The organism is Enterococcus sp. HMSC061C05 (assembly GCF_001814765.1).
GTDB lineage: Bacteria > Bacillota > Bacilli > Lactobacillales > Enterococcaceae > Enterococcus_B > Enterococcus_B lactis.
Genome location: NZ_KV817750.1, coordinates 54000 through 79161, shown reverse-complemented (window position 1 = coordinate 79161; position 25162 = coordinate 54000). Strand labels below are relative to the sequence as shown.

Sequence of the window (25162 nt, the reverse complement as noted above, 5' to 3'; positions counted from 1 at the left end):
ATCGTTTCTGTCACAAGCTCCTTGTCAGTATAGATGATCAATCTGGTCGTACCTCTTGGATCGGTTTGACACGACCGCCGATTCTTTTAGCAAAAGCTTCGGATTCTTTTTTGTCTTTGAAAATGAGCAGATTGTCTAAGTTTTTTTCCCTAGTGCGGCAGCCAGTTTTATCGATGTAACCGTGCATTACTTTAACGACATACATGGGGATCACCTGCTTTTTTCTTTTCATTATACGAACTACTCGACACAATACAAGAAAAATGCTTAGACGGTTTTTTATTAAGAAATAGCATTATCCAGAGAAGCGTACGCTTGGAATAACTGATCTAGCTCCGGATTGACTTTGCTCAGCTTCACTAAACGTTGCGAATCAGAAAGTAAGAAACAGTGTTTACTGCTACCAATAGTTTTTAATTTTTTGTCTTCAGTTCCCACAATTTCGTAGCTAAAATCTAAACGTGTCCCCGTATATTTTTGGATAGTTGGATGGATGCTCACTTTTTCTCCGTAATGGATCATTTCTTTATAGCTGCAATTTACTTCCAGAACGGGGATAATGATCCCAGATTCTTCGATTTGTTTATAGGGAAACCCTAGATGTACCAATAAGGCTACCCGAGCCTCTTCAAACCAGCGGATATAATTGCTGTGATGAATAATCCCCATTTGATCTGTTTCATAATAAAAAGGTTCTCGTACATAACCTGTAAATTTCTCCATGATTCATGCCTCGTTTTCCATTGATTTTTTACAAAAATAATTCATCCACTTCGGAAGTGCTTCGCTGATCTGTGTCGGCAAAACGACATATTGTTCTTTTGCTAGCTGGTCTCCGATGAAACTATGAAGATAAACAGCTGCCGCAATCGTTTGGTCATTTTGAGGGAATTGGGCGAAGAATCCTGTGATCATTCCTGCTAAAGTGTCCCCCATGCCGCCTGTTGCCATAGCAGCTGAACCTAAAGGATTGGTGTAGAAGTGTTGGTAACCATAAATTTTTGTCTCATGACTTTTCAAAACGACCGCAGCACCGATTTCCTGTTGCTTCTTTTTGTTTTCTTCATCTCGCTGTTCTTTTATCGGTAGAGCACTCAACCGTTGCCACTCCATTTGATGAGGTGTAAGTACTGTTTGTTCGGGATAGGGTAGCGAAAGATGGTTAGCAGCCAGTAAACTTAAAGCAGAGCCATCAATCACCAGCCATTGTTCTTTTGATTGGTTTTCTAGTACTTGTTTGAAACGTTCCAAACTCTTGGAAGAAGTGCCCAATCCGGGACCAATCAAGAGTACATCTGCTTGCTTTATCACGGAAAGAAACTGGTCAGTATCCGTCCAATCTACGATCATTGCTTCTGGCAGATGACTGTGAAGGGCACTCCGATTTTTTTCATCAGTTACTACTGTCGTGAGACCTGCTCCACTGTGTACGGCAGCTAAAGCACTCATGATGATTGCTCCGCCGTATTGTTCATTGCCGCCAATCAAAACGACACGTCCAAATGTTCCTTTATGTGAAATTTTTGGACGAGGTGTGATGACTCTTTTCACTAGTTGTTCGTCTATCAGCATCAAAAAACCTCCTTTTACTCATTATAGCGTATATTTTTTTTAGAGAAAAACAGATAAGAAAAGGAATTGTCAGATTTTTTGAACTATTTTTTTCTGTAATTTGTGGTATCATGAACACGAAGACTTAAATAAGTGGAGGATTAACTTTATGACAATTGATTGGCAAAAAGAAGTAGAAGCACGTAAAGAAGACTTGCTTGAAGACTTGAAAAATCTTTTACGTGTCAACAGCGAGCGAGACGACTCAAAAGTAACACCAGATGCACCATTTGGACCTGGACCTCGTGACGCATTGAAACATATGTTAGCTTATGGTGAACGTGATGGATTTAAAGTAAAAAATGTCGATAACTATGCAGGGCATATTGATCTTGGCGAAGGAGACGAAACACTAGGGATATTTGGACACATGGATGTCGTTCCTGCAGGAGATGGCTGGGACACAGATCCTTATGAACCAGTAATCAAGGATGGAAAGATCTTTGCACGCGGATCAAGTGATGACAAAGGCCCAAGTATGGCAGCTTACTATGCGATGAAAATCATTAAAGAACTTGACTTGAAACTATCGAAAAAAGTGCGTTTCGTAGTCGGTAGTGATGAAGAAAGCGGCTGGGGCGATATGGCTTATTATTTCGAACATGAAGAAGAACCAGATTTTGGTTTCTCGCCAGATGCTGAATTTCCAATCATCAATGGTGAAAAAGGAAATGTTTCTTTAGCTTTACGATTCAAAGGCGACAATGCAGGAGATTATGTATTGAAATCTTTTGTTTCCGGACTTCGCGAAAACATGGTGCCAGGAACAGCAACTGCAGCACTTCAAGTACCAAGTGCAGATACAGCTATCGCGATGGAAGAAGCATTTTACCAATTCATCGAAGCCAATCCAGTAAGCGGAACGATTGAAGCAGACAATACGTATGTAAAAATCGAATTAGTTGGTAAAGGTGCACATGGTGCAAGCCCACAATCTGGTATCAATGCAGGTTCTTTCTTGGCATTGTTCTTAGATAACTATGAATTCTTAGGATCTGCTAAACAATTTATCCATGTAGCAGCTGCTTATGTCCATGAAGATTTCTATGGAGAAAAACTAGGAGTCGCTTATGAAGATGAAAAAATGGGCAAATTGACAATGAATGCTGGACTGTTTGCTTTTGAAGAGAATGGTACAGAGGAAGCGAACTTCATCAATATGAATTTCCGTTTTCCAAAAGGTGTAACAGTAGACGGATTGCAAAGTGACATCGAACAAACAGTGGGGCAAGAAGGCGCAACGGTTACTCGAGGTGCTCGCGTAATGGAACCACATTACGTACCAATGGATGATCCATTGGTGGCTACATTATTGCAAGTCTATGAAGACCACACTGGAGAAAAAGGCTACGAACAAATCATCGGTGGCGGAACTTACGGACGTTTGTTGAAACGTGGCGTTGCTTATGGAGCGATGTTCCCAGGATATACTGATACAATGCATCAAGCAAACGAATTTATGAGTCTTGATGACTTGTTCAGAGCAACAGCAATCTATGCAGATGCTATCTACCGTTTGGCGAAATAAAAATACTAAAAAACTCCGGCTATCTCTGATAGCTGGAGTTTTTATGTTTAAAAATGAATCAGTACATCGGTCTTCCTAAAAGTAATTCAGTTCGTCTTTTGATTTCTCAGGAGGGATCAAAAAGGCGAAAGCACTAAGTATAGCAAAACTTGTGATGATTTGCGTACGATACGTAAACCAATAATGAATCTGTGAGTGATTAGCTAAAATGTTGTACCAAATATACGGCGTTACAGCAGCTAAGACAAACAAAACTAGAAGTTGGAACGGATGCCAGCTATTTCGTTTACGATAAGCAAAATAGAGAAAAACAAGGCAAGTAATCAATAGCAATAATATTGCTACTTTTGGATACATCAATTTAATATTGCTTTTCAGCATCTCTAATCGATGCAACGGGTATTTGTCGTTTCCTTCCGTTCGAAAGAGGATTTGGTTGATTGCATCTTTTACAATGTTTTTGTTCAATATGATCGATGACAGGATCCATTTAGTCACCCATGTCAAACCATAGCCTAATCCCCAAAAGATACCGGTAAAAACAAAACTGCCTACTTGTTTGCTCAATGAACTGCGTTTATCCATTAAATACTTATTTGTTACATAATAAATAATGATCACGGGTATCCCCCAAGAGATGACCGGTGTTGTCAACAAGTCAAAAAAGTTAGCTAAAGAACCAATGACAAAGAAATACAAGAATAATTGTTGATTGGTCTTGAACAATTGTGGTTTTGTTAAAAATAGTAATACAGACAATAATGTCAAAATCCAAATATTTGAAAACTGCATACTGAAGAAAAAGATTGCGGCATTTCCTATAACAAGCGAGATTAATAAGGCTATCGCTAAATAGATGTCGCTACGCTTGATTAAAAAGTAGCTCGTTAACCCAATCAACAGAAAAAGAACAGCTGCGTAGATCATCCGAATGCTACCTAAACTCATCACTAGCAACAAAGGACGCAAAAAGAGCTGATAACCATGCCAATAACGAGGATAATCCGCCATAGACATCGCATTCTCCAATGGGTTCAATTCAGGGTCTGCTTTTGTTTTTCGTATCATCAAATGATCAGTAAAGTTATCTAACCGAGTACCTAGCATATTTCCTTGATTGATAGAAGGATACATCCCTTCTTTTTCAACCATCTGTAGAGATTTTTCTGCATTTGATTCAATAGAATGCTGCGGAATGACAAAAGTAATTGTCAGCAGTACGCAATAGCTAGCAATCAAGAAAACAAAAGCAAAAAATATCTTTTTAAATAGTTTCATGAGTATCTCCTATATCTGTTTTCATTTTTTCTCTTTTATCTAGTAAAAAAGGAGAGAGGATATAGACAGGCAAACTTAATGCTAAAACAAACACATACCGTAAACTAAAAGCCACAGGAGTAGCAATCATAATAGTAGCAAAAACAAGCATACCGGGAAGAAAAAGGAGTAAATACCGATATTTCTTCTTAAAGATTGCTAAAAGTGCACTGCCGATAGCTAACCACAGTAATGTGCCGGAACCAAAGAAATCACGAGCATCGATGATTTTTTTCATTCCTGACAATCCAGTAAGATGTTCAATCAAATCTACTTGTTTTATCCCATAATTATTCGTATTTACACGAGTATCTAAAAAGCCGTAACTATTTTTTGTACCAGGTACCCAGAACCCGAACGTTTCTAAAATATAAGCATCTGTATAAATTTTTATATTACTTGGTAAATTTCTTGCCCATAGTGATAAAAATTCTTTTTTATGTGTATTCAAAAATTCATTGTTAAAATTTTTATGCCACTTGATTGAGTCTGCGAGACTAGGAGAATACGCTTCATAATCTTTTATCGGGAGTAGCTGATTCATGAATGCTTTATCTTTCTTAGACAAGTCACCATCCATAACAATAGTTCTAGAAATTTGCTGCAAAGGAATACCTAATTGTTCGGCAGTTTCTGTAGGAATAGCATAACGAGCCATCAACGGGTGGATGAGTAGTCCAGCAATCACTGTATAACCGAGTACCACTTGAAAGAATGCTTGATACCTTTTTTGTTTCAAAATAATCAAGCCGCAAATCAAACCTGTGCCGATTACTACATAAATCCCATTATTTCTTAGATAGGTAGTCAGTAAAGCAAGGATGATTACGTAAATCTGATTGGGAATTGTTGGCTTTTCTCGTTGAAAAATAAAGTCAAAAACCGCTAAGGAAAATAAAAAGCAAGCGATAGAGAACAAAGTATCTTTTTGCATGTTCAAGGCGTAGATTGGAAAAACCGGTGCAAATGCAAAATAGCATAAACTAATGAGTACCGGAAAAAAATGGATGTGTCTTTTTAACAGCCAGCAAAGAGAATAACTTATCGCTGAAGCTGTTATCAATGTTTGGAAAATAGAAAATAAAAATACACCGTGATTGATCGTATCAGTTGGTAAATCATGAACAAATAGCTTGACCAGTAAGGTGAATAAGACTGGATGATGATTGCTTATAGGAACATCACCCATAGATTGGGCGACCGAACTTAACGAATCAGGCAAAACCACTCCAGGATACAATGCCAACAGATAAGGAAGCCAACACAGAACTAAAAAGATAGTAAAGAATAAAAAATATTTTCTTGAAGAGAAAGCCTGTGTGTTTTGAGCAGTAAAAAATGTTTCCAGTTTTGGCATTGATAAATAAATCGATTGTAAAAATAAAAAAGAATACACAAAAACGGAGAAAAAAACAAGAAAGTAAAAAATACTTCCATCAGCAATCGTTGTCTTTGTATAGTTTGCTGAGACATACTGAAATTGTATCTGTCTGCCAATAGAAAGTGTAAGAGCAAAAGCTGCAGAAAAAAACAATCGGGCAATAGCTGCAACTTTGTTTTTTATTGAAAACAACTCTATTCCATATTGCTTAAAAGCAAGTAGCAAAACCATGGCTAAACCAATGATTACTGCTGGATTCAAAGTTCCTAAACCATAAGAAGTAAAAAAAGCAAAACCTGACGCAAATAAAGTTGCAAAAAAAGCAGGAAATAGATTCTCCTTTTTCTTATGCATAAAAAAGGCCTCCTACTTCATTTCTTTATTTTGATATTCGTGGTAGACATGGTATAAATTCAATTCATATTCTTTCTTGGCATTTGTGACGACCGTATCCAAAATCAACCCTGTTACTAATGAAAGAAGGGCTAAAGTCATCAATCCCGTACTTAAAATCGCAGAAGGGATGCGTGTAATAAAGCTTGTCAGCATATATTCACGAATCACAGGAATCCCTGTGACCAATCCAAATAAAAAGAAGAAGATAGTCCAGATCCCAAAGAAAAGCAAAGGTTTATAATCTTTGCACATTTTGATGATCATCATGATCACTTTGAATCCGTCAGAGAATGTATTCAATTTTGATTCGCTACCTTCAGGACGATCGCGATAATCGATTGGAATCTCAACGAACTTGAATTTTTTATCTAGAGCATGGATCGTCAATTCTGTTTCGATTTGAAAACCAGAACTCATAATAGGGAAGCTTTTGACAAAAATTCGATTGAATCCTCGATAGCCGGTCATGACATCGCGAATTTTTGTTTTATATAAGTAAGTAATTGTATTTTTAACCAGATTATTCCCAAAATCATGGAAAGGACGCTTATTTTCATCAAAATAGGTTCCATTTGATAGACGATCGCCAATGACCATATCTGCTTCGCCAGAACGTAATTTCTCAAGCAAACCATGTGCAGCTTCTGCAGGATAAGTATCATCACCATCTACCATCAAATAATAATCGGCATCAATATCAAAAAACATTTGACGGATTACATTTCCTTTTCCTTGACGTGGTTCTTTCTTTACGATTGCTCCACCTTGAACGGCCAATTCGTATGTTCGATCGGTCGAATTATTATCATAGACATAAATATCTGCTTCTGGTAATTCCCTTTTAAAATCTTCAATAACAGTTGAAATTGTCGCCTCTTCGTTATAACAAGGAATGAGCACGGCAATTTTTTCACGTGATTCCATTTGTCACTCTCCTTATATAATAAAACTAATCTTATTTCAAGAATACCGTATAATAACTATAAATACTAGCTATTCCAAGAGGAAATAGCCCTATTTTTATAAAAACCACCCACTATAAAAGAAGGATAGGAGACCTCTCTTTTAGATAGTGGGTGCGTATTCGTTATTTCATTTTTTTGACGTATTAATCTATTGCGCCCTTTTTTCTTGAAATGTCTAATACGGTTCCTGTATGAGCATCTGCTAAAAATTCATAATAAACAGTTTCGCCATCTTCTATCCGGGAAAGCCCACCCCGATAAGCACTCGACCGAACGGCGAATTTTCGAATAGGTTCTTTTTCAAAAGAGATCCAAGAACCTTCGATTGCGCCTTCTTTTAAAAAAGATGTTTTGATATTTTCAAGCACTTGGTCTGCTGACAATACTTTTTTGCGATGATACCAAATCGTTGAAGCTACCCCGCTCAATAATCCTAGACCGATCCCAACGGCTAACCCGCCTTTAAAATAGCTTAATTCGCTTTCTTCATACATGTGGATATACCTCCTTCTTCTCACTTGCTACTCCTTGTGCTTATTTTACCACACTCTCATATTTTCTTTGAAATAAATAACCGCTACCAGAAAAAATAAGCTATAATAAATACGATCGGTCTGCAGAAAAAATCATATTTTATCCGCAGATCAATATAAGTCTGAGAGGAGTTTAGTCTGAAATTTAGACGAATAGCATATGGAAGAAAAAACATTTCAACGAATCAAAGAGTTAACAGAATTACAAGGAACAAGCGGTTTTGAACAAGACGTTCGCGCCTATATGGAAAGTCATATGGAACCGCTGGTAGATGAGTTACAATTAGATGGTTTGGGCGGCATTTTTGGGCTGCGCCACCATGAAGAAGCGGATGCACCTCGTGTAATGGTCGCAGCACATATGGATGAAGTCGGATTCATGCTGACACAAATCCAAGAAAACGGGCTTTTCAAAGTCGTACCTCTAGGCGGCTGGAACCCTTACGTTGTTTCTGCTCAACGTTTTACACTTAAAACCTCTACTGGTAAGAATTATCCATGTATTTCTTCTTCCGTTCCCCCACATTTATTGCGAGGAACAAGCGGACAAAAATCAGTAGAAGTAACAGATATTTTGTTCGATGCTGGGTTTGAATCAAGAGAAGAGGCAATGAGTTACGGTGTCCTTCCAGGAGACACAATTGTGCCTTATGCTGAAACGATCAAAACAGCCAACGGAAAGAATATCATCAGCAAATCGTGGGACAACCGCTATGGCTGTACAATGGTATTAGAAGCTTTAGAAGCGTTACAAAATGAAACATTAGGTCATACATTGATTGCAGGCGCGAATGTCCAAGAAGAAGTAGGCTTACGTGGTTCTAAAGCTTCTGTCAATAAATTCAAGCCAGATCTGTTCTTTGCAGTAGACTGCTCTGCAGCAGATGACACAGTGACGAAAAATGGCACATTCGGACATTTAGGAGAAGGTACATTGATGCGTATCCAAGATCCAGGTTTGATCATGCTTCCTCGTTTGCGTGAGTACTTGCTGGATATTGCTGAAACAAACAATATCCCTTATCAATACTTTGTTTCAAAAGGCGGTACAGATGCAGGTGCTGCTCATACACAAAATGAAGGAATCCCAAGTACAGTGATTGGCGTAGTGGGACGTTATATCCATACGCATCAAACGATGTTCAGTATTCGCGATTTTGAAGCTGCACGAGAAATGTTGATTCAAACACTGAAAGGTTTGGATAAATCAACAGTGAACACGATCGTATACGGAAAATAACGCGATAGTAAAACTATAAAATCTGGCAAAAGCAACCTTTTGTCAGATTTTTTTTATAAAAAGAGGATCAATGTTTGTTAGTTCGTAAGAAAGGTGTATAATTTAATTGAAAAATACATAAAGAGAAAGTAGAGGAAAAAGAATGATTATCCCAAATAGTTTAGAAGAATTAGCAGGCTACGTAGAAACTGGAAAGAGTGTATTTTTCTTTACTGCCGGCTGGTGCGGAGACTGCCGTTTTATCAAACCGCAAATGCCTGAAATCGAAAATGACTTTTCTGATTGGCAATTTATTGAAGTAGACCGTGACAAGTACATAGATGTAGCCGCTGAATGGAACATTTTTGGTATCCCAAGTTTTGTCGTGATCCAAGACGGAAAAGAATTAGGTCGTCTAGTGAATAAAGATCGTAAAACAAAACAGGAAATCGAATCGTTCCTAGAAAGTGTAATAAAAGGCTGACATCTGTTAGGAGGGGTCAAGATGAATCAAGAATATAAGAACATTTTAGTAGGTATCGACGGTAGTGAACAAGCGCTTGCTGCTTTCAAAAAAGCGGTAGAAGTGGCTCGCCGTAATAATGGGAAAGTATATGTAGCAAACGTAATCGATCAGCAATTTTATAATTTTATGGGCTATGCTCCTATTGATCAAAATCTAGTCGATCAGCAAACTGAAACAGCCAAGCAAATGATCGAAGAATGTAAAGAATATGGAAAATCTGTTGATTACACAAATATAGAAGGAATTATTGCCTACGGCTCTGTTCGTGAATCCATGGCAGTCAAATTGCCAAAAAAATATGCAATTGATCTAATCATGGTTGGGCAGTCTGGACTAAATGCAGTCGAACGCTTTATGACAGGAAGTGTAGCCAGCTACGTTATACGTCATTCACCTTGTGATGTCTTGATCGTTTCTGACGAAGAAGAACAGCCAAGTAATTAAGCAAGTGGAACTTGTATAATCTTTTTAATCAATTCACTAAAACAGTAAAGGGACTGTGACAAAAGTCTTGTCACAGTCCCTTGTTACGAATAAATGGTGTTCCAGAAGAAGCTTCTTCGGAAATAAAGCATGAAAAAAATCTCATGCAGTGAATGCAATTTTTTGTTAAGATAAATCTCAGCAAAGGATAATGGAGGAAAGAACATGATTTTTGCTTATAACAAAGCACACGTCGGAGACACTTTGATGGTTATCATAGCCGACGATAAAGGAACAGAAAACACTGTTGAACGTAAATGGAATGTTGCTCGGATCAAAGATGAACAAGGTCAAGTTGTTGCTTGGAACTTTTTCCATATCTCCGATCATCTAACAATCGAAGGGAACGGCCAAGTAAGCTTAACAGATGAAAAATTAGCGAAATTGAATCGATTGATCAAAGAAGCAGGATTCGAAGAACAGCTTGAAGCTGATCATGAACCGAAGATCGTTGTCGGTTATGTCAAAACATGCGTCCCGCATCCTGACTCTGACCATTTATCGATTACTGAGACAGAAGTAGACAATGGGACAGTATTGCAAATCGTTTGCGGTGCACCAAATATCGAAGCTGGACAAAAAGTTGTCGTTGCAAAACCAGGAGCCATGATGCCGGATGGAATGATGATCTGGCCAGGAACTTTGCGAGGGGTAGACAGCTATGGAATGATCTGTTCCGCTCGTGAATTGCATTTGCCAAATGCTCCAGCAAAAAAAGGAATCTTAGTATTGCCTGAGGATGCCGTAGTCGGAGAAGCATTTCCAAAATAAAGAGGTTGTGAGCCTGCCGTTTCACTCTGAGTCGCAAGAAGTTGGCAGAAGAACACCATTTAAAAAAGAGGTTGTGACAAGTCTTTGTCACAACCTCTTTTTTTATTAATTTTCACTATTTTGATTTTGTTTTAATGCCGATTGATCGATCGTCAATTCAACAGTAGTTGTTTTTTCTTTCGAGCCTTCATAGTAAGTGATTTTGACAGAATCTCCCACTTTTTTCTTATACAAAGCAGATTGAAGTTCTACGCCAGAAGAAACTTCTTTGTCATCGATCTTAGTAATGACATCATATTGTTTCAATCCAGCTTTTTCAGCCGGTGTAGCTGTTTGGACATTTGTCACGATGACACCGTTAGTTACAGATGAAGGAATCTTCAAGATTTGTTCTTGTTGCTGAGTAGAAACGGCAGATAAGTCGACCATTGTGATACCTAGAGCTGGACGTGTCACTTTTCCGTCTTTTTCCAGTTGATTGATGATATTCACTACATCGTTACTTGGAATAGCAAATCCCATTCCTTCTACGCTTACATTAGAAGTCGATTCAGAAGTACTTGCGATCTTACTTGAGTTGATACCGATAACTTGTCCTTCGATATTCACTAAAGGACCACCAGAATTTCCCGGGTTGATCGCTGCATCTGTTTGGATCGCATTGATATTGACTGTTTCGTTCGATTCATTCGTACTTGTTACTTGTCGATTCAAAGAAGAAATGATTCCTGAAGTGACAGAATTCGCATATTCAGATCCTAATGGGGAACCAATCGCAATCGCAGGTTCACCAACCTTCAGAGCGCTTGAGTCACCAAAAGAGGCAACCGTTTCGACTTTATCTGAATTGATCTTCAACACCGCTAAATCTGAATAAGCATCTGTTCCAACTAATTCAGCTTTTACTTTCGTCCCGTCTTTCATCATGACTTCCAAACCTTGCTGTCCATCTACTACGTGGTTGTTTGTGACTACATAAGCAGTATTCCCGTCTTTTTTATAGATTACGCCGCTTCCTTCACTATAAGCTTCCAAATTACTATCATCTGAGCTGCTACTTTCTTCTTGCTGCCCGAATAATCCGCCAAAACCGCTTGATTGATTTTGACTTTGTAAGTTGATAACAGAAACGACAGCGTCTTGAACTTTATCTACCGCTTTGGTGATATCAGAATCTACATTGACTTTGACATTTTCGACAACTGTTTCACCGGCTGAATTTTGATTGCCGCTTGTAGCAGTAGAACTATTGTTGCCAGTGCCCATCGCTGCATAAAAAATGCCAGCTGTCAGTAGTCCTCCAACGATCCCTCCAACAAGCCCCAGACCCAACTTACGCCAGAGGCTATTATTTTTATTTTTTTTCATCTTTGGTGTCACATTTTTTCTATCCATGTGTTCCTCCTCCAATTACATTCATTTATCTACTTTTAGTATAGTCTTATTTGTTGACTTTAGTCTACTTTGAGACTGTGAACTTTTTATGAAAAACTTTAGGAAAAATCATTGTTTTCAGATGAAAATATTTGATTTTCTTTTTCCACAGATACTGTGTAAAACTACGCGAATAGGATTGGAAAAATAAGGGATAAAACATATCCACAGCCTGTGCATAAAGTGGATAAATTCTTATAAAACGTATGTTTGCCTAATAAATGTGATGAAATAAGGTAAAATAACACTATTTTCTGTGGATAAACCTGTGGATGTTGTGCATAACTGTTGGGGAAATCTTTTTAACAAAAATAGCCAAAATAAACATATAGACGAAAAAATTGATTATAATAAACAAAGTGAGCGTGAAGATCAAAGGAGAGAAAACATGAATATCAAAATTATTTCAGTAGGAAAATTAAAAGAAAAATACTTGATCCAAGGTATCAATGAGTATGTCAAACGGCTGAATGCCTATGCAAAAATCGAATTGATCGAAATTCCTGACGAAAAAGCCCCGGAGAATTTAAGTGAAGCGCAAATGAGACAAGTAAAAGAAAAAGAAGGAGAACGAATCTTAGCGAAAATCAAAGAACAAGAATATGTCTATGCCTTAGCAATTGAAGGGAAAAATCCCACAAGCGAATCTTTTGCTAAACAAATCGACCAATTAGGTATCCAAGGAAAAAGCCACCTTGTTTTTGTTATCGGCGGCTCTTTAGGACTCAGCGAAGCCGTCATGAAAAGAAGCAATGCTCAGATCTCTTTTGGCAAAATGACGTATCCACATCAATTGATGCGTCTGATCCTCGTCGAGCAAATCTACCGTGCCTTCCGGATCAATGCGGGGGCTCCGTATCATAAGTGATGATATTTTTTAAGAGAAAAATTATCCCTATTTTAAATAATAGCAATAGGTAGTGGTAGGGAGAAATTTATAAATAACTTTGTTATTTGCTTTGGTAGCCAAGTAAGTTGCAAGAGAAAAATAGATACTGTTAAAAAGATAATGTAGACATAGAAATAAATACGTAAAATTTTAGTTAGAATAATGGCAAGGAGAAAAAATATGATAGATGAAAAAAAGTGTTTAAAAAATCTATTGGAGGATATGGATGATATTGAAGAAAGGCTATCTAAATGGACTGGAAAAGCAAATATATTTCAGATACTTAAGCTATCTAAAAATGAAATAAGACATAGTAATTTTTTAGCTTTTTTGTTTGCTCCAAATGAAACCCACAATTTATCTGATGAGTTTTTTAAAATGTTTTTGAAAAGGTATATAGATTCTAATGATGATACCAAAGCTGCTATCAATTATTTCGATGCTTTACTTAATAGCTATGAAGATTTAATTGTTTACAGGGAAAATAATAATATTGATATTTTATTGGTATCGGAAAAAAATAAAATAGTGGTGTGCATCGAAAATAAAATTCTGTCTTCAGAGTCTAGAGGGCAACTTAATAAATACCAGAGATATATAGAACGCAATTATTCTAACTATAAAAAAATTTTTGTTTTTTTAACTCCAGATGGAAATGAACCCACAAATCCTAGTTGGGGCATAATTACTTACAAGGATATCGTTGAAATACTGGAGCAATTAATGCAAAAAAATAGTATGGAAAAGAAAGTATATTATTTGATAAAAGACTATGTTGATATTTTAAGGAGAGATGTCGGAATGGATGATGAAATCAAAGAAATCGTTAGAAAAATTTATCAACAACATAAAGAAGCATTGGATCTAATATTTGAAAATATACCAGATAATTTAAGTTTAATGAGTGAATTATACATTGAAGCTTTGGAACAGATTGCTAAAGAAAATGAAATAATTTTTGATCCCAAATATAGCGGAAAATCTATAGTGAGATTCCAAATACCAGAATTCACTGATTTATTTCCAGATTTGCCTTTGTCTCATCCAGGTGGATGGAGTAACCACAAAATGTATGCTTTCGAAATATTAAATAAAGGAGGAAATAGTGTCGGAAAGATAAAGCTTGTATTTACTGGTAAGATTCCAGAAGAAAATAAAAAATTTGTTGAAGAATTAATGTTAACGACAGGAGTAAAAAAGAAGAAGGAAAATTGGGAATGGTGGAACGTTGCCGAATGGAAAATTAACAAAGTGAATATGAGATTTATTGAAGAACTTTATACAAAGTTAGAGAATGAAGGAAGGGATCAAGTTGTAAAAGAAATCAAGAAATCGCTTGAAAAAATTTTAAAGGATATAAAAGAAAAAGCCAGTGAATACGAAAAGATAAAAAATAATTTTATTCTGAAGTCAGAGAATAGTATAATAAATTTTGAGAAAACAAATGTAAATTTAATTGAATAGAAGTTCAGATACATTCTTTGGGAGGTAAGTATGAATATTAATGAAATTTGGCAATCAGAAGATGAAGAAATTTGGAAAAAAGCTTTAACAGAAGCTATGGTAGAAACTGGTAGAGATAATTGTATTGAAACAAAATTATCGAGGATTAATATTGATTATGTGAGTCAACTTGAAGTAGAAGATTTTTATGATTTTTTATACGATAGTTATTTCGTTTGGAAATATACGGCAAAAAATAGATTAGCTACTTCAAGATCATATTTTGAAAAACATAAAAATAATCTATCAGAGTTAAGTAAAATTCAAAAGGAAATTTTTAGCTTTGAATTACCTAATACTAAGTTGGGACTAATGTACGCTACACAAATCAACGGACTTGGTGTAGCTGGTGCATCAGGATTACTAGCGTTATTATTTCCAAGCTACTTTGGTACGGTGGATGAAATGGTTGTTCGAGCGTTATTAAAAACTGAAGAATTTAAAACTGATGAAAAAATAAAACAAATGAATCCACAAAATTTGAAGATAGAAGATGCAGTATATTTAATTGATATCTATCGTAAAAAAGCAAATCATTTAAATAAAATTTTTAAAACTTACAGCTGGACACCTAGGAATATTGACGTTATTCTATGGTATTTCCGGTAGTATTAGTTATCTGAAATAAATATAATTTCAATTATATATTATATCCATGAAGTCCAATCTTCTTTATAGAAGATTGGGCTATTTTTTATGGCAAAGGAGGGAAAAGAAATGTTTCAAAACAAAGGACAACGTTATGTCACAAAGGGAGTAAGGGACAGTTTACCAGTGGAATTACAAGCTTTATGTTGGAATCTAATCGATCAAAACGTTCAAAAGCAACTTCCTTTAGACTATCTTCAAATTTTTGAATTTTCGATTGAAAAAGGAAATCAAAAGTTGGTTCATCGTCAAGAAGAACCGGAAGCAAGAAAAGAGTATCTGATTTCACCTAAGCTTCGTTTGAAATCAGCGTCTCAAAAAATATGGGTCATTGATTCGGGTGAGTATCAAACGATGTTATTACCAGAAGAATACTAATATCTAAAAGAAAGGAGAGAAATGACTTGTTAGAAACGGCTATCGAAGTACTGGAAAAGCGTGCACAGCTAGTCACTACTCCTGAAGAGTGGGGCTATGAATCCGTTACGATGGAAAAAGAGGAAATTGAAATGGGTACGCTTCCTAAAGATGTTACTCTACCACGTTTAGTAATGACACATCTTTATATTTATTGCGCACTAGAAGATGGGAAAGACTACGTGGTTTATTTCATTACAGATATTACCAGCCAGCGAGAATTTGTTCGCGGGTTACTGGTAGAAGGACGTTTGGTTTGGAGTCAGATTGGAGGAACCAATGAATAAGATCGATTATTTGAGAATGATTGCGAAATGTTTAGAAGATATCCTTACCGCGATTTATCGAATTCTGAAGAAAAAAGGAGAAAGAATATGAAATATTTTCAACTAGTATTGACACTTATAACGGCAATGGTGATTGAATTGCTTGAACAAAAATTGGCGTAGGAGAAAAAGATATGATTGAAAAAGAATTAGTGACCACACAAACAGAGGTTTGGCGAGACCCTCATCATACCCATCGCTATGTTTTCAAACGACAATGGGCAATCAAAGGAAAAGAAGCGGAAGAAAAATTAGCGGTAGTCATTACCATTCGTCCAACAGATACAGAACCATTTACGAATGATTTGAGTATGTTGCTCATCGAAAAGAATATCCGACAATTGGGATTTACTGGTTTTGTTGCTGTGAATCTTTTTTCGTATACAAAAGCGAAAAGTCCTCGGGTATTTCCTCGTGGCAATGATGAACAATCTTTGGAAATATTAACGACTGTTTTCACAGAAAAGAAAATCAACACTATTATTTTTGCTTGTGGTTCGATTACAGCGATGAGTCAAGTGGCTTATGAACAAGCGAAGACCATTTACGATCAATTGAGTGCGAAACAAAAGAAGATGACCAAAGTATTGATAAATGCAGAAGGCAAGTTATCTCACCCATTAAGTATTCATGTTCGTAATGAATGGCAATTGGCAGATAGTCAATTATTATTTCAAGAAAAATAACATTTTATTTTCTCTTGTTATTTATAAGTAGGTTTACATGCTTTTTGCCTTTAAAAATACATGTGATGGTACATGTTATATGAATTATCAATGTACTCAGTAATATGCTATTTTCATTATGTAAAAAATAACAGGAGGTGTGTAGATGGAGATTGATGAAACTTGTTTGAGTAATTCTTATAAAAGTATGAATGACTTTTTTGAGGAAATGGAACTGGATTCAGAATTGCTCTATCAATTTTATCTTGCTTTTCGAGGGCAACAGATTTCTTTTCCAATGAAAATGTACGATCGCGAGTTAGTTAGAAAAAGAATCGAAAACATGATAGAACAGGAAAAAAATGTGGATATCCGTCAATTGACAGAAATTTATGGTTTCTCTGCAAGATGGATTCAAGAAGTAATTAAACAAAAAGAAAGGAGAAGAGTACATGGCTAAGCTGATTTTATTAGGTGGCTTAATTTACGGTGGATATTGGTTATATAAATATATTCTTGCACATCCGAATATAGATAAAGGAAACGTAATTAAGACAGTTGGGGTAATCATAGTTGGACTCATAGCTCTAACTAAGAAAAATAATGCTAATAGCCCAAAAATGATGAGAACTTATCGCTGTAGAGGATGTGGAAGGGAAATTTCTACTATTTTTAACCTATCTGAGAGTCCTCAAGGAAGAGACCGTTGCTATACTGGCTATCGACATTATTGGGAAAGAATTGATTAAAAGATTACCGTTGAGATCAATTAATTGTCTGATAGAATAAATACGTGAGGGAGAAATTGAAAGGAGTAAATAAAATGAAAAAATGGTTGTTATTACTAATTGGAATGGGAATTTTATTCACTGGTTGTACATCTGGGAATACGAGGACTAAAGCGACTGTAGAAACTGATACAACAATTGAGACTAAAAAAAGTAAAACGCAATCAACTGAACAAACTACAACAGAAATGAAGCAATCTGTGGAAGCAAGTACAAGTGAAAGTTCAATCACTGAATCTTCTTCTGAAGAGGTTAAGAATACTTTGTGGGATAGTGAGAAATTTACCCAACTAGCAACTTTTGTCACACAATGGGGAAAGACATTAGGGCAAGAATATAAAAGCTACAATCCTCAGAATAATGTAAGTCTGTATGGCACTCCTTTACCACAAGCCGTGATTAATGGCAATTGGAAAATGGCAATCAATGAAGCACCAGTTACCGTACAATGGTCAGAAGATGGAACTGGTCATGCAGATTTCAATTTAGTAGCGGTTTATTCTGATGTAGAAACTGGAGAATATTTAGGGCAGCATGTTTACTTTTTCGGTTTTCAAAATGGACAACCTAAAGTTTATTTAACGCAACAAAATCAAGGTAATGAAAATAATTATATGTACTTTAACGAAACTCAAAATCAACAATTAAAACAAGGTTTCATTGATATTGTGAATGGACAAACTCCTCAAACTCCAGTAGTAGAAGAAGCTACTCAACAAGCAACAACTACAGAAGAATCAATAGTGTCTTCGGATTCTCCTTCTGCTTATAGTGTTGATCTATATGAAAGAGCAGAAACAATTAGAGGGTTATATGCTAGTCAAGGGCTTAATGAAGATATTTTAAATTCAATCCCAGATCAAGAAATTGTTGATTCATTTGTAGGTAATGCTACGAATGCACAACTTGCACAAAGTACAACGAATCTATTAGAAAAATACCCTAATTTGAAATAAGAGTTACAAATGGACGAGGCTTTTAGGATGATTAATCATTCTAACACGGTTTAATAATTAGAGTTATACATCATCAAGTAATAACTGATTCTTAAAAAGCTCCATAAGCTTTTTAAGAATCAGTTTTATCTATAGAGAGGGGGAATGAATGTATTAAATGATTTTTTAACTAATATACATAAAAATAATAATAGGAACGATAATTGAAAGAGCACAAGCATTCTTTTGAATGAGATATTTAATTGAAAACCAATACAGTACTAGACGTACCCAAAGTGACCAAAAGATAGTTGATAAAAAATGAGTGAGAAAAGTAAAATGAAATAAAAAATTGTCACTTTAGGTACTTTGGTGCTAAGAAAGGCTTGTTTTTGTCTATTTGTTTCACTAAAGTATATAAAACGAAATTAATGCAGGAATCATAGAAAGTTTGTCATACTTTCTATGTGTCCATATTAAGTAAAGGTTCCCCGTTTTCCCGTTAAATTTAAAAGATAAACAAATAATAAAATACATAGTTTTTTAATCTTAATAAAAAAGAATCTTCTTTGAATTTTAACGGGGAAACGGGGCATTTTTATAGTATTTATTTTTTGATACAATAATAAAAAAGAAAGGAAGTATAGAAATGGAAAAAAGAATTAAAGAAAATGCTATAAAAAATCAGTTTTATGTGTCTAAAAGTACAGTCGATCCAACACTCTATGATGGAAAGAAAAACTTTTATGTTACAACATTTAATTTTGAAGGAAAAGACGTGAATGAGGATACGCAGCTACAAAATCATTTGAAAGAAATGTGGGATTGGTTGTATATAGATAAAGGAAAAAAACTAGATAACCTCATTTTGGAAAAGGAACTTGGCGAGAATAAAGAGGATGTTAAAGAAAAAATATTGACTTTTTGTTTATATATTTTATTGCTTCATTCTCGAATTATTGATATCTATAACGCTCAAAGTAAGAAAAATCCAAAAGATAAGGGAGCATTTGAATTTTTCAAAAATCATGAATTAAGGCATAGAGTAACAGGTGTATTTTTTGAAAAGGAAGAATATCATCCACAAATGGCAAGGGAAATTCAAAAAGAAGTAATTTACCATGAGATTTGTTTAGATACAACTTGTGCTTTTGCGAATTATTACTTAAACTCTGCTGGAAATTTTAAAGAGTTAATTGATGATATATTTCACCAGGCGAGTAAAAAAATTAGAATGATAAAAGATAAATTGGAAAATGAAAAAAAATATGGTTTTGACTTATATGCACTAGAAGAATTAGAAGAATCTATTGCTGAGATATGCAAATTGCCATCAAAAAAATACTATATATTAGCAATGGAATATTTTACTAGATTATTTGATATAAAAGTAGAGTCTCAGACCAAAGAAATTATTATGGAAGTTGAAGAGAAATATTGGGTAGAATTCAGGCTTACCCCACCTTCTTCAAAAGTAAACTATCCAAATTATCACCAAAAGGGATTGGATAGGTGGAAAAAAATTACTAGAAATATTATAGAACTTGATCGTCCACGTAGTTGGGAAACTCCTATTATAAAACAATTGATAGAAGACTATTACATGAAGAGAGATTTCTTAGCTTCTATTGAATTAATGGATTCTATTTATCAAGAAAATTTTGAAAAGAAACGAGATAGTTTATAAAAAGTATGCTTATCTTTTTTGATAAGCATACTTTTTATTTTTTGTCAAGATACTCAGGTGTAGAGTGAGAATGACCTAACGTTATCGCAGCACAGTAATAATAGATTTATACTCCTGCTATAACAATAAAAAGGAGGTAATTCAAAAATGAGAAGAATACAAACAAGTAGTAGGGGTACTCCCAAAACCTATTCTTCAATAAAGGAAGCTCTTATAAATGGAAAAGGCTTTTTATATGACTGTTATTATTTATCTAAAGAAGGAGTGAAAGTTGAAAATCGAGTCATAGCGAAACAACCAATTTGGATTGATCAAGAGTTGTGTGATTTAGAAACAGGCTTGATAAAAGTGGAAGTCAAATTTTGTCGCAGGGAAAGATATCATTCGATAACCCTTCCTTACGAAGAAATAATGAACCATTCTCCAAAGAAATTAATGGCTATGGGATTGCCTATTTTACCAAAATACTGGAGCGATTTACAAGATTATTTAGCACGACAAATCGAGGAAAGTAGTTTAGGAATCATTTCTAAAACGATTGGTTGGCAAAGAGTGGGAGAAAAATGGCATTATTTACTTCAAAGTGAAAGACAGTTATATTGCATCGAAAATCCTTTATTTCACTTAAAACAAAAAGGAAGTTATGAAGCTTGGTACGCTGATTATTGTCAATATATTCGAGGGAACTTAGATTTAGAGTTATTGGTACTATTTGGTTTGTGTCCAGTTGTTATTGGATATACACCTGTAGCCGAACAATTAGATTTAGAACCGTTTGTTCTCCATCTTTATGGTGATTCGAGTAGCGGAAAAACTACAACTTTGATGTTATTGATCAGCATGTATAGTAGTCCAACTATCACCGAACCTAAGGGCTTATTTCGCTCACATTCTTCTACTATAAATGCTTTAACTAAATTGGGGAACTTACAAGGAGTGTTAGTCGGATTGGATGATTCAGCAGCTAGCCAAAATTTAGATTATACTAATTTTATTTATCGTATAGCAAATTCTGTTGATAAATTTCGTTTGAATTCTGCTAGTGAATTGCAAGAAACTGACACATTCAAGGTCGTAATTTTTTCTACTGGTGAAGCACCGTTGGGGAAAGGAAACCAAAGTGGTAGTTTCGTTCGACTTTTACAATTGACAGATCTAACTTTGACTCAATCTGTTACTCATTCACAAGCAATTAAGAGGATGGCTAGTACCAATTATGGATTTTTAGCCAAAAAATTAGCACAGCATCTTCAACAGATGGACATTTCTCAGATTGTAGAAAGAATCCAATTCTATTCCCAGTATTTGCTTGAGGAAGTTCCGATTGAAAATTCCAAAGTACAACGTATAATTTTGAGGTTTTCAGTAGTTCTTTTTATTGGCGAGATATTGAACGAGTTGGATTTTAATATATCTATCGATCAAATAACACTTAAATTAACAGAGCTGTTAAAGCGAGAAGCTCTCAAGTTAGATATTTTAATGGTTGCTTATCCATTAATTAGGGGGTATATCGAGAGTATGCAAACACAGTTTAAGATAAATGGATATTTACGCAATGGCCATCAAGTAGTATTAGGAAAAATAGACAAAATGGAGAATAAATATTACCGAGTTCGTATGACAGAGCAACAATTCAAAACAATGTTAACATCTTTAAATCTTCCGTCTGAAAGAAGTATTTTGAAAGAAATGAAGAAAAGAGGTCTGTTAGTTGGTTGCGAGAAAGATCGTCTCTATCTTCGGTCTAATGGAGGGAAATATGCTTCGTTTCGAATTAAGTTAGATTTATAGTTACAAATTAAAATAACTTAGAAAGAGGGGATCTTATTGCAGGAGTTTTTAACAATGCTCTCACAGCAACTGATTACTTATCTGTATGATAGCGAGCAAACCCAAACGGAAGTAAATGAAGCTTGATCTATGCTTCATTTACTTCATTTAATCAAACATGAAAGAAAGGAAAATTCTAATGACTAAAAATAAAATGACACTAAAAGCAGAGGTTCTTCTGTATATTCAAGAACATTTTTCAAATCAAGCCTTTTTTACACAACCAATTTACTTGGATTTCGAAATAAGAGGGGTATCTGCTGGATCTATTGGAGGTACTCTTCAAGCGTTGAAGAACGAAGGATATTTAGAAAATCGCTTTGTGCAACGTTCGTTCAATGGAAGAGTCGTGAAAAAATGGTATTTAGTTCATTCATAGAGAGGGGAATCAAGCATGCGTGTGGCTTGTTATGATCGAACGTCTGTTTATGAAGAAGCGAAAATCAGTAATGACGCTCAATATGATGCGGTGAAAGAGTATATTTTAGAGAAATATGAACAATTTCCCCAACGATTTTCAGACAAAGGAGAATCAGGGGGAAAAGCGGATCGTCCAGCTTTTCGACAGCTTAGAGCTTGGGTTTGTGCGTCAGAAGAAGAGGGGGTGATCTATGTCTGGCGTTATGATCGATTGGCACGTCAAGCCAAAATAGCCTTAGAATTTATTGAGTTGTGCCAACAACATCAGGTTCAAGTTTGTTCGATTTCTGAACCTCTTCCTGCTTCTTTCTCGCACGCTTCAATGAATAAACTATTTGTGCAATTATTGTTCACTTTTGCAGAACAACAACGAAATGTCATTATTGAGAATGTTCGTGCCGGACTTGCCTATAAAAAGCAACAACGGCAATATCTATCTTCTGCGGTTCCATATGGGTATCATTTAGTGAATGGGAAAATCAAACAAGAAGCAAAAGTTGTCCGCCATATCTTTCAACTTTATTTGACTAAAAAATATGGCTACAAAAAGCTTTGTCAACGATTGACGCAACAAAAGCTCTTCTTCCGCGAACGTCCTTTTCAGTCCTATCACATTTATAGTATCCTAAAAAATCCATTGTATTATGGCGAAGTGAAAGGGGGTTCTTTTGGAAAGTATCTAGGAACCTTTGAACCGATTCTCTCGAAAGCAATCTTTTTACAAGCCCAACAGATTCGACAATCAAGGCGTACAGCTAAAAAAGATACGTATCCGTACTTATTACGTCAAAAAATTCGGTGTCCCTTCTGTGGTCGTCATCTGAGTTCGAAATATCAATGGAATACAAAGAAGACGAAGACGCTTCATTATTATCATTGTACCGACCGAAGCTGCCAAGGAATCTTTCTTCGGGCAGAAAGGGTTGAGTCAGAAGTATTGGAAAAGATACAGGCGTTTTTTCAATACGAAGGCGTCTATCAAGCTTTGATTGCCCAATTGACGCAACAATTAGCCGAAAAGCGAAAAGATGAAAAATGCAAAGTAATCCAACAAAAGAAACAAGAAGCACAATGGATTAAGGCATTTGAAGAGGGCAATTGTTCACTGGAAGAACTCAAGCAACAACTGCAAGCTCTTCAAAAGCCGATGTCTACTTCTTCGTTTCTTTCACTCCAACAGTGTGAAGCAAAAGTGAAAGAATGGCTTCAACTAAAAGACCTCTCTAGTCGACAATTGTTATGTGACTATGTTTGTCGGATTGAGGTAACAAAGGATAAAACAGTCTGTGGGATTTACTTCCGGCAAATGACACAAAATATTTTAGAAAGGAACGAATGATCTATGGAAATGATACAAACCAAACGAGTCGCATTGTATATTCGCGTGAGTACACAAGAACAAGCTTTAGAAGGACATAGTATCCAAGCACAAGAACAAAATGGACGACAGTTTGCCAAACGGATGGGCTATGAAGTGGTAGAAGTTTATGCCGATGAAGGAATCAGTGGAAAATCCACGAAGAATCGGTTCGCTTATCAACGGATGATGAAGGATGCTCGAAACCATCGCTTTGATCTATTAGTGATTTGGAAGTTGACTCGCCTCGGACGTAATATGTTGGATGTCTTACAAACAGTCGAGGAATTATTGCGATATGACGTAGGATTACATTCGATCTCGGAACAATTTGACGTAACCACTTCGACAGGAAAACTGATGTTACAACTTCTTGGGAGTTTCGGTGAATTTGAACGCAACCAAATTGCGGAGAATGTTCAAATGTCAATGCAAAGCTTAGTGAAAGATAAAAAGCGTTATGCAGGAGGACGACGTTTAGGCTATGTCAGTGGTATTGACACGAATGGTCAAAAACAATTGGTCATTGAACCAGAAGAGGCGAAAATTGTTCGACTGATCTATGCAAAATATTTAGGTGGAGAAGGGTATCGAGCGATTGCCAATTTTTTGAATCGTCAAGGATATAAAACAGTTAAACAGAATGCTTTTTCTACTACGGCAGTCAAAGATATCTTACGCAATAAAATTTATGCAGGGTATTTAGAGTATGCGCGCTATATCAATTGGGAAACCAAACGACGGAAGGGGAAGAATCCGAGACCGATTTTAGTGAAAGGAACCCATGAACCGATTATTTCGGAAGGAGATTATCAAAAAGTACAAGAACGTCTTGCTTTAGAAGGCAAACAACCCAAATGGAACCATACAGGTGAAAATGTATTGACAGGCTTGTTACGTTGTCCAGAATGTGGGGCACCGATGGCAGCGAGTAATGTCACAAATACCCTAAAAGATGGCACAAAGAAACGGATTCGATATTATTCTTGTTCAGTTTTTCGAAATAAGGGAGCAAGTGTGTGTCATGCCAATTCGATTCGTGCCGAACAAGCGGAAACATTTGTCGCCGACCGATTAAAGGAGATCGTTCAGCTACCAGAAGTTCTTCCCCGATTGGTGGCAGCGTTAAATAAAGAAATAGTGCGACAAAGCCAACCATTGGAACAAGAACTCGTGGTGTTACTGGAACGAAAGGAAGAATTGAAGACTAAAATTGAAAAATGGGAAGCTGCTTTGGGAGATAGTTCTGAATTGTTTCCGATGTTAAAAGACCGCTTAGACGAATTGACTGAAAAACGACGACAGTTGCACATTCGAGAAAATGAAATCTTAGGGATCTTTCAACAACAAGGAGAGCCGATTCAAGTCAAAGATGTCCAACAGATATTAACTAGTTTGGATCGCTTTCTTGCCCAGAGTGAGAAGAAGCAAGTCAAAGCCTTGTATCGAACTTTTATTGAGAAAATCACCTTTGATCCTAAACAGAAGGAGATATTGGAAATTACGATGAAATTCACGCCTGCCGTGGTA

27 protein-coding genes are annotated in these 25162 nt (G+C 35.9%); 19 read left to right on the top strand and 8 right to left on the bottom strand.

Going from position 1 to position 25162, the window contains the following annotated elements; genetic code table 11:
* Positions 1-37: 37 nt before the first annotated feature.
* The 3 genes from HMPREF2988_RS13800 to HMPREF2988_RS09780 form a co-directional block, all read right to left on the bottom strand.
* Positions 38-205, bottom strand: coding sequence for a hypothetical protein (locus HMPREF2988_RS13800; protein WP_002292624.1), 168 nt, complete (start codon positions 203-205; stop codon positions 38-40).
* 77 nt (positions 206-282) lie between these two features.
* Entirely contained in the window at positions 283-723 is a 441-nt protein-coding gene (locus tag HMPREF2988_RS09785; protein ID WP_070770562.1) for an acyl-CoA thioesterase, read from the bottom strand.
* A 3-nt stretch (positions 724-726) separates the two neighbouring features.
* Positions 727-1572: an NAD(P)H-hydrate dehydratase gene (locus HMPREF2988_RS09780; protein WP_070770561.1), complete on the bottom strand. Its 846-nt coding sequence runs from the start codon at positions 1570-1572 to the stop codon at positions 727-729.
* A 148-nt stretch (positions 1573-1720) separates the two neighbouring features.
* Between HMPREF2988_RS09780 and pepV the strand changes: the two genes are divergently transcribed.
* Positions 1721-3139, top strand: a complete 1419-nt coding sequence (pepV, locus tag HMPREF2988_RS09775; protein WP_002329689.1) for a dipeptidase PepV — start codon at positions 1721-1723, stop codon at positions 3137-3139.
* Between the two features lie 75 nt (positions 3140-3214).
* On the opposite strand, the gene HMPREF2988_RS09770 is transcribed toward pepV, so the two are convergent.
* From HMPREF2988_RS09770 to HMPREF2988_RS09755, 4 genes are all read right to left on the bottom strand, one after another.
* Positions 3215-4417, bottom strand: a complete 1203-nt coding sequence (locus tag HMPREF2988_RS09770) for a hypothetical protein (protein ID WP_070770560.1) — start codon at positions 4415-4417, stop codon at positions 3215-3217.
* The gene (locus HMPREF2988_RS09765; RefSeq protein ID WP_070770559.1) at positions 4404-6191 is read right to left on the bottom strand and encodes a DUF6020 family protein; all 1788 of its coding nucleotides are present in this window, start codon (positions 6189-6191) and stop codon (positions 4404-4406) included. The genes HMPREF2988_RS09770 and HMPREF2988_RS09765 overlap by 14 nt, the downstream gene beginning before the upstream one ends.
* Positions 6192-6203: 12 nt before the next feature.
* A complete protein-coding gene (locus HMPREF2988_RS09760) occupies positions 6204-7157 on the bottom strand; it encodes a glycosyltransferase family 2 protein (RefSeq protein ID WP_002374319.1) in 954 nt (317 codons plus the stop codon).
* 184 nt (positions 7158-7341) lie between these two features.
* Entirely contained in the window at positions 7342-7692 is a 351-nt protein-coding gene (locus HMPREF2988_RS09755; RefSeq protein WP_002292629.1) for a PepSY domain-containing protein, read from the bottom strand.
* Positions 7693-7891: 199 nt separating this feature from the next.
* On the opposite strand from HMPREF2988_RS09755, the gene pepA reads away from it, so the two are divergent.
* The 4 genes from pepA to ytpR all read left to right on the top strand — a co-directional run bounded on the left by pepA (position 7892) and on the right by ytpR (position 10730).
* Entirely contained in the window at positions 7892-8971 is a 1080-nt protein-coding gene (pepA, locus tag HMPREF2988_RS09750) for a glutamyl aminopeptidase (RefSeq protein WP_002294156.1), read from the top strand.
* Between the two features lie 142 nt (positions 8972-9113).
* Positions 9114-9434 (top strand): thioredoxin family protein, encoded by a 321-nt coding sequence (locus HMPREF2988_RS09745; protein ID WP_002292632.1) that lies wholly within the window; start codon positions 9114-9116, stop codon positions 9432-9434.
* Positions 9435-9455: 21 nt separating this feature from the next.
* Positions 9456-9920: a universal stress protein gene (locus HMPREF2988_RS09740; RefSeq protein WP_002292633.1), complete on the top strand. Its 465-nt coding sequence runs from the start codon at positions 9456-9458 to the stop codon at positions 9918-9920.
* Between the two features lie 204 nt (positions 9921-10124).
* Positions 10125-10730, top strand: coding sequence for a YtpR family tRNA-binding protein (gene ytpR / locus HMPREF2988_RS09735; protein WP_070770558.1), 606 nt, complete (start codon positions 10125-10127; stop codon positions 10728-10730).
* A gap of 105 nt (positions 10731-10835) precedes the next feature.
* On the opposite strand, the gene HMPREF2988_RS09730 is transcribed toward ytpR, so the two are convergent.
* Positions 10836-12125: a S1C family serine protease gene (locus tag HMPREF2988_RS09730; protein ID WP_002290101.1), complete on the bottom strand. Its 1290-nt coding sequence runs from the start codon at positions 12123-12125 to the stop codon at positions 10836-10838.
* Positions 12126-12552: 427 nt separating this feature from the next.
* On the opposite strand from HMPREF2988_RS09730, the gene rlmH reads away from it, so the two are divergent.
* From rlmH to HMPREF2988_RS09660, 14 genes are all read left to right on the top strand, one after another.
* On the top strand, positions 12553-13032 hold the full coding sequence (gene rlmH, locus HMPREF2988_RS09725; RefSeq protein WP_070770557.1) for a 23S rRNA (pseudouridine(1915)-N(3))-methyltransferase RlmH: 480 nt from the start codon (positions 12553-12555) through the stop codon (positions 13030-13032).
* A gap of 201 nt (positions 13033-13233) precedes the next feature.
* On the top strand, positions 13234-14517 hold the full coding sequence (locus HMPREF2988_RS09720; protein WP_070770556.1) for a PDDEXK-like family protein: 1284 nt from the start codon (positions 13234-13236) through the stop codon (positions 14515-14517).
* A gap of 30 nt (positions 14518-14547) precedes the next feature.
* The gene (locus tag HMPREF2988_RS09715) at positions 14548-15165 is read left to right on the top strand and encodes an RHS family protein (protein ID WP_002336125.1); all 618 of its coding nucleotides are present in this window, start codon (positions 14548-14550) and stop codon (positions 15163-15165) included.
* A 108-nt stretch (positions 15166-15273) separates the two neighbouring features.
* Positions 15274-15582 carry a DUF960 domain-containing protein gene (locus tag HMPREF2988_RS09710; RefSeq protein ID WP_070770555.1) on the top strand — a complete coding sequence of 103 codons (309 nt, stop codon included), beginning with the start codon at positions 15274-15276 and terminating at the stop codon, positions 15580-15582.
* 26 nt (positions 15583-15608) lie between these two features.
* Positions 15609-15908 (top strand): 4'-phosphopantetheinyl transferase, encoded by a 300-nt coding sequence (locus HMPREF2988_RS09705; RefSeq protein WP_070770554.1) that lies wholly within the window; start codon positions 15609-15611, stop codon positions 15906-15908.
* A gap of 173 nt (positions 15909-16081) precedes the next feature.
* Positions 16082-16633, top strand: a complete 552-nt coding sequence (locus HMPREF2988_RS09700) for a DUF1643 domain-containing protein (RefSeq protein ID WP_070770553.1) — start codon at positions 16082-16084, stop codon at positions 16631-16633.
* A 145-nt stretch (positions 16634-16778) separates the two neighbouring features.
* Positions 16779-17072 (top strand): Mor transcription activator family protein, encoded by a 294-nt coding sequence (locus HMPREF2988_RS09695; RefSeq protein WP_070770552.1) that lies wholly within the window; start codon positions 16779-16781, stop codon positions 17070-17072.
* Positions 17065-17361: a hypothetical protein gene (locus HMPREF2988_RS09690; RefSeq protein ID WP_070770551.1), complete on the top strand. Its 297-nt coding sequence runs from the start codon at positions 17065-17067 to the stop codon at positions 17359-17361. Before HMPREF2988_RS09695 ends, HMPREF2988_RS09690 begins: the two co-directional genes overlap by 8 nt.
* Before the next feature lie 74 nt (positions 17362-17435).
* On the top strand, positions 17436-18356 hold the full coding sequence (locus HMPREF2988_RS09685) for a DUF4767 domain-containing protein (protein ID WP_083314639.1): 921 nt from the start codon (positions 17436-17438) through the stop codon (positions 18354-18356).
* 628 nt (positions 18357-18984) lie between these two features.
* Positions 18985-20022: a hypothetical protein gene (locus HMPREF2988_RS09680; RefSeq protein WP_070770550.1), complete on the top strand. Its 1038-nt coding sequence runs from the start codon at positions 18985-18987 to the stop codon at positions 20020-20022.
* A gap of 147 nt (positions 20023-20169) precedes the next feature.
* The gene (locus HMPREF2988_RS09675; RefSeq protein ID WP_070770549.1) at positions 20170-21816 is read left to right on the top strand and encodes a DUF927 domain-containing protein; all 1647 of its coding nucleotides are present in this window, start codon (positions 20170-20172) and stop codon (positions 21814-21816) included.
* 178 nt (positions 21817-21994) lie between these two features.
* Positions 21995-22234, top strand: a complete 240-nt coding sequence (locus tag HMPREF2988_RS09670) for a hypothetical protein (RefSeq protein ID WP_070770548.1) — start codon at positions 21995-21997, stop codon at positions 22232-22234.
* A 15-nt stretch (positions 22235-22249) separates the two neighbouring features.
* A complete protein-coding gene (locus HMPREF2988_RS09665) occupies positions 22250-23614 on the top strand; it encodes a recombinase family protein (RefSeq protein WP_070770547.1) in 1365 nt (454 codons plus the stop codon).
* 3 nt (positions 23615-23617) lie between these two features.
* On the top strand, positions 23618-25162 hold a 1545-nt coding region (locus tag HMPREF2988_RS09660), incomplete at its 3' end, for a recombinase family protein (RefSeq protein ID WP_070770546.1).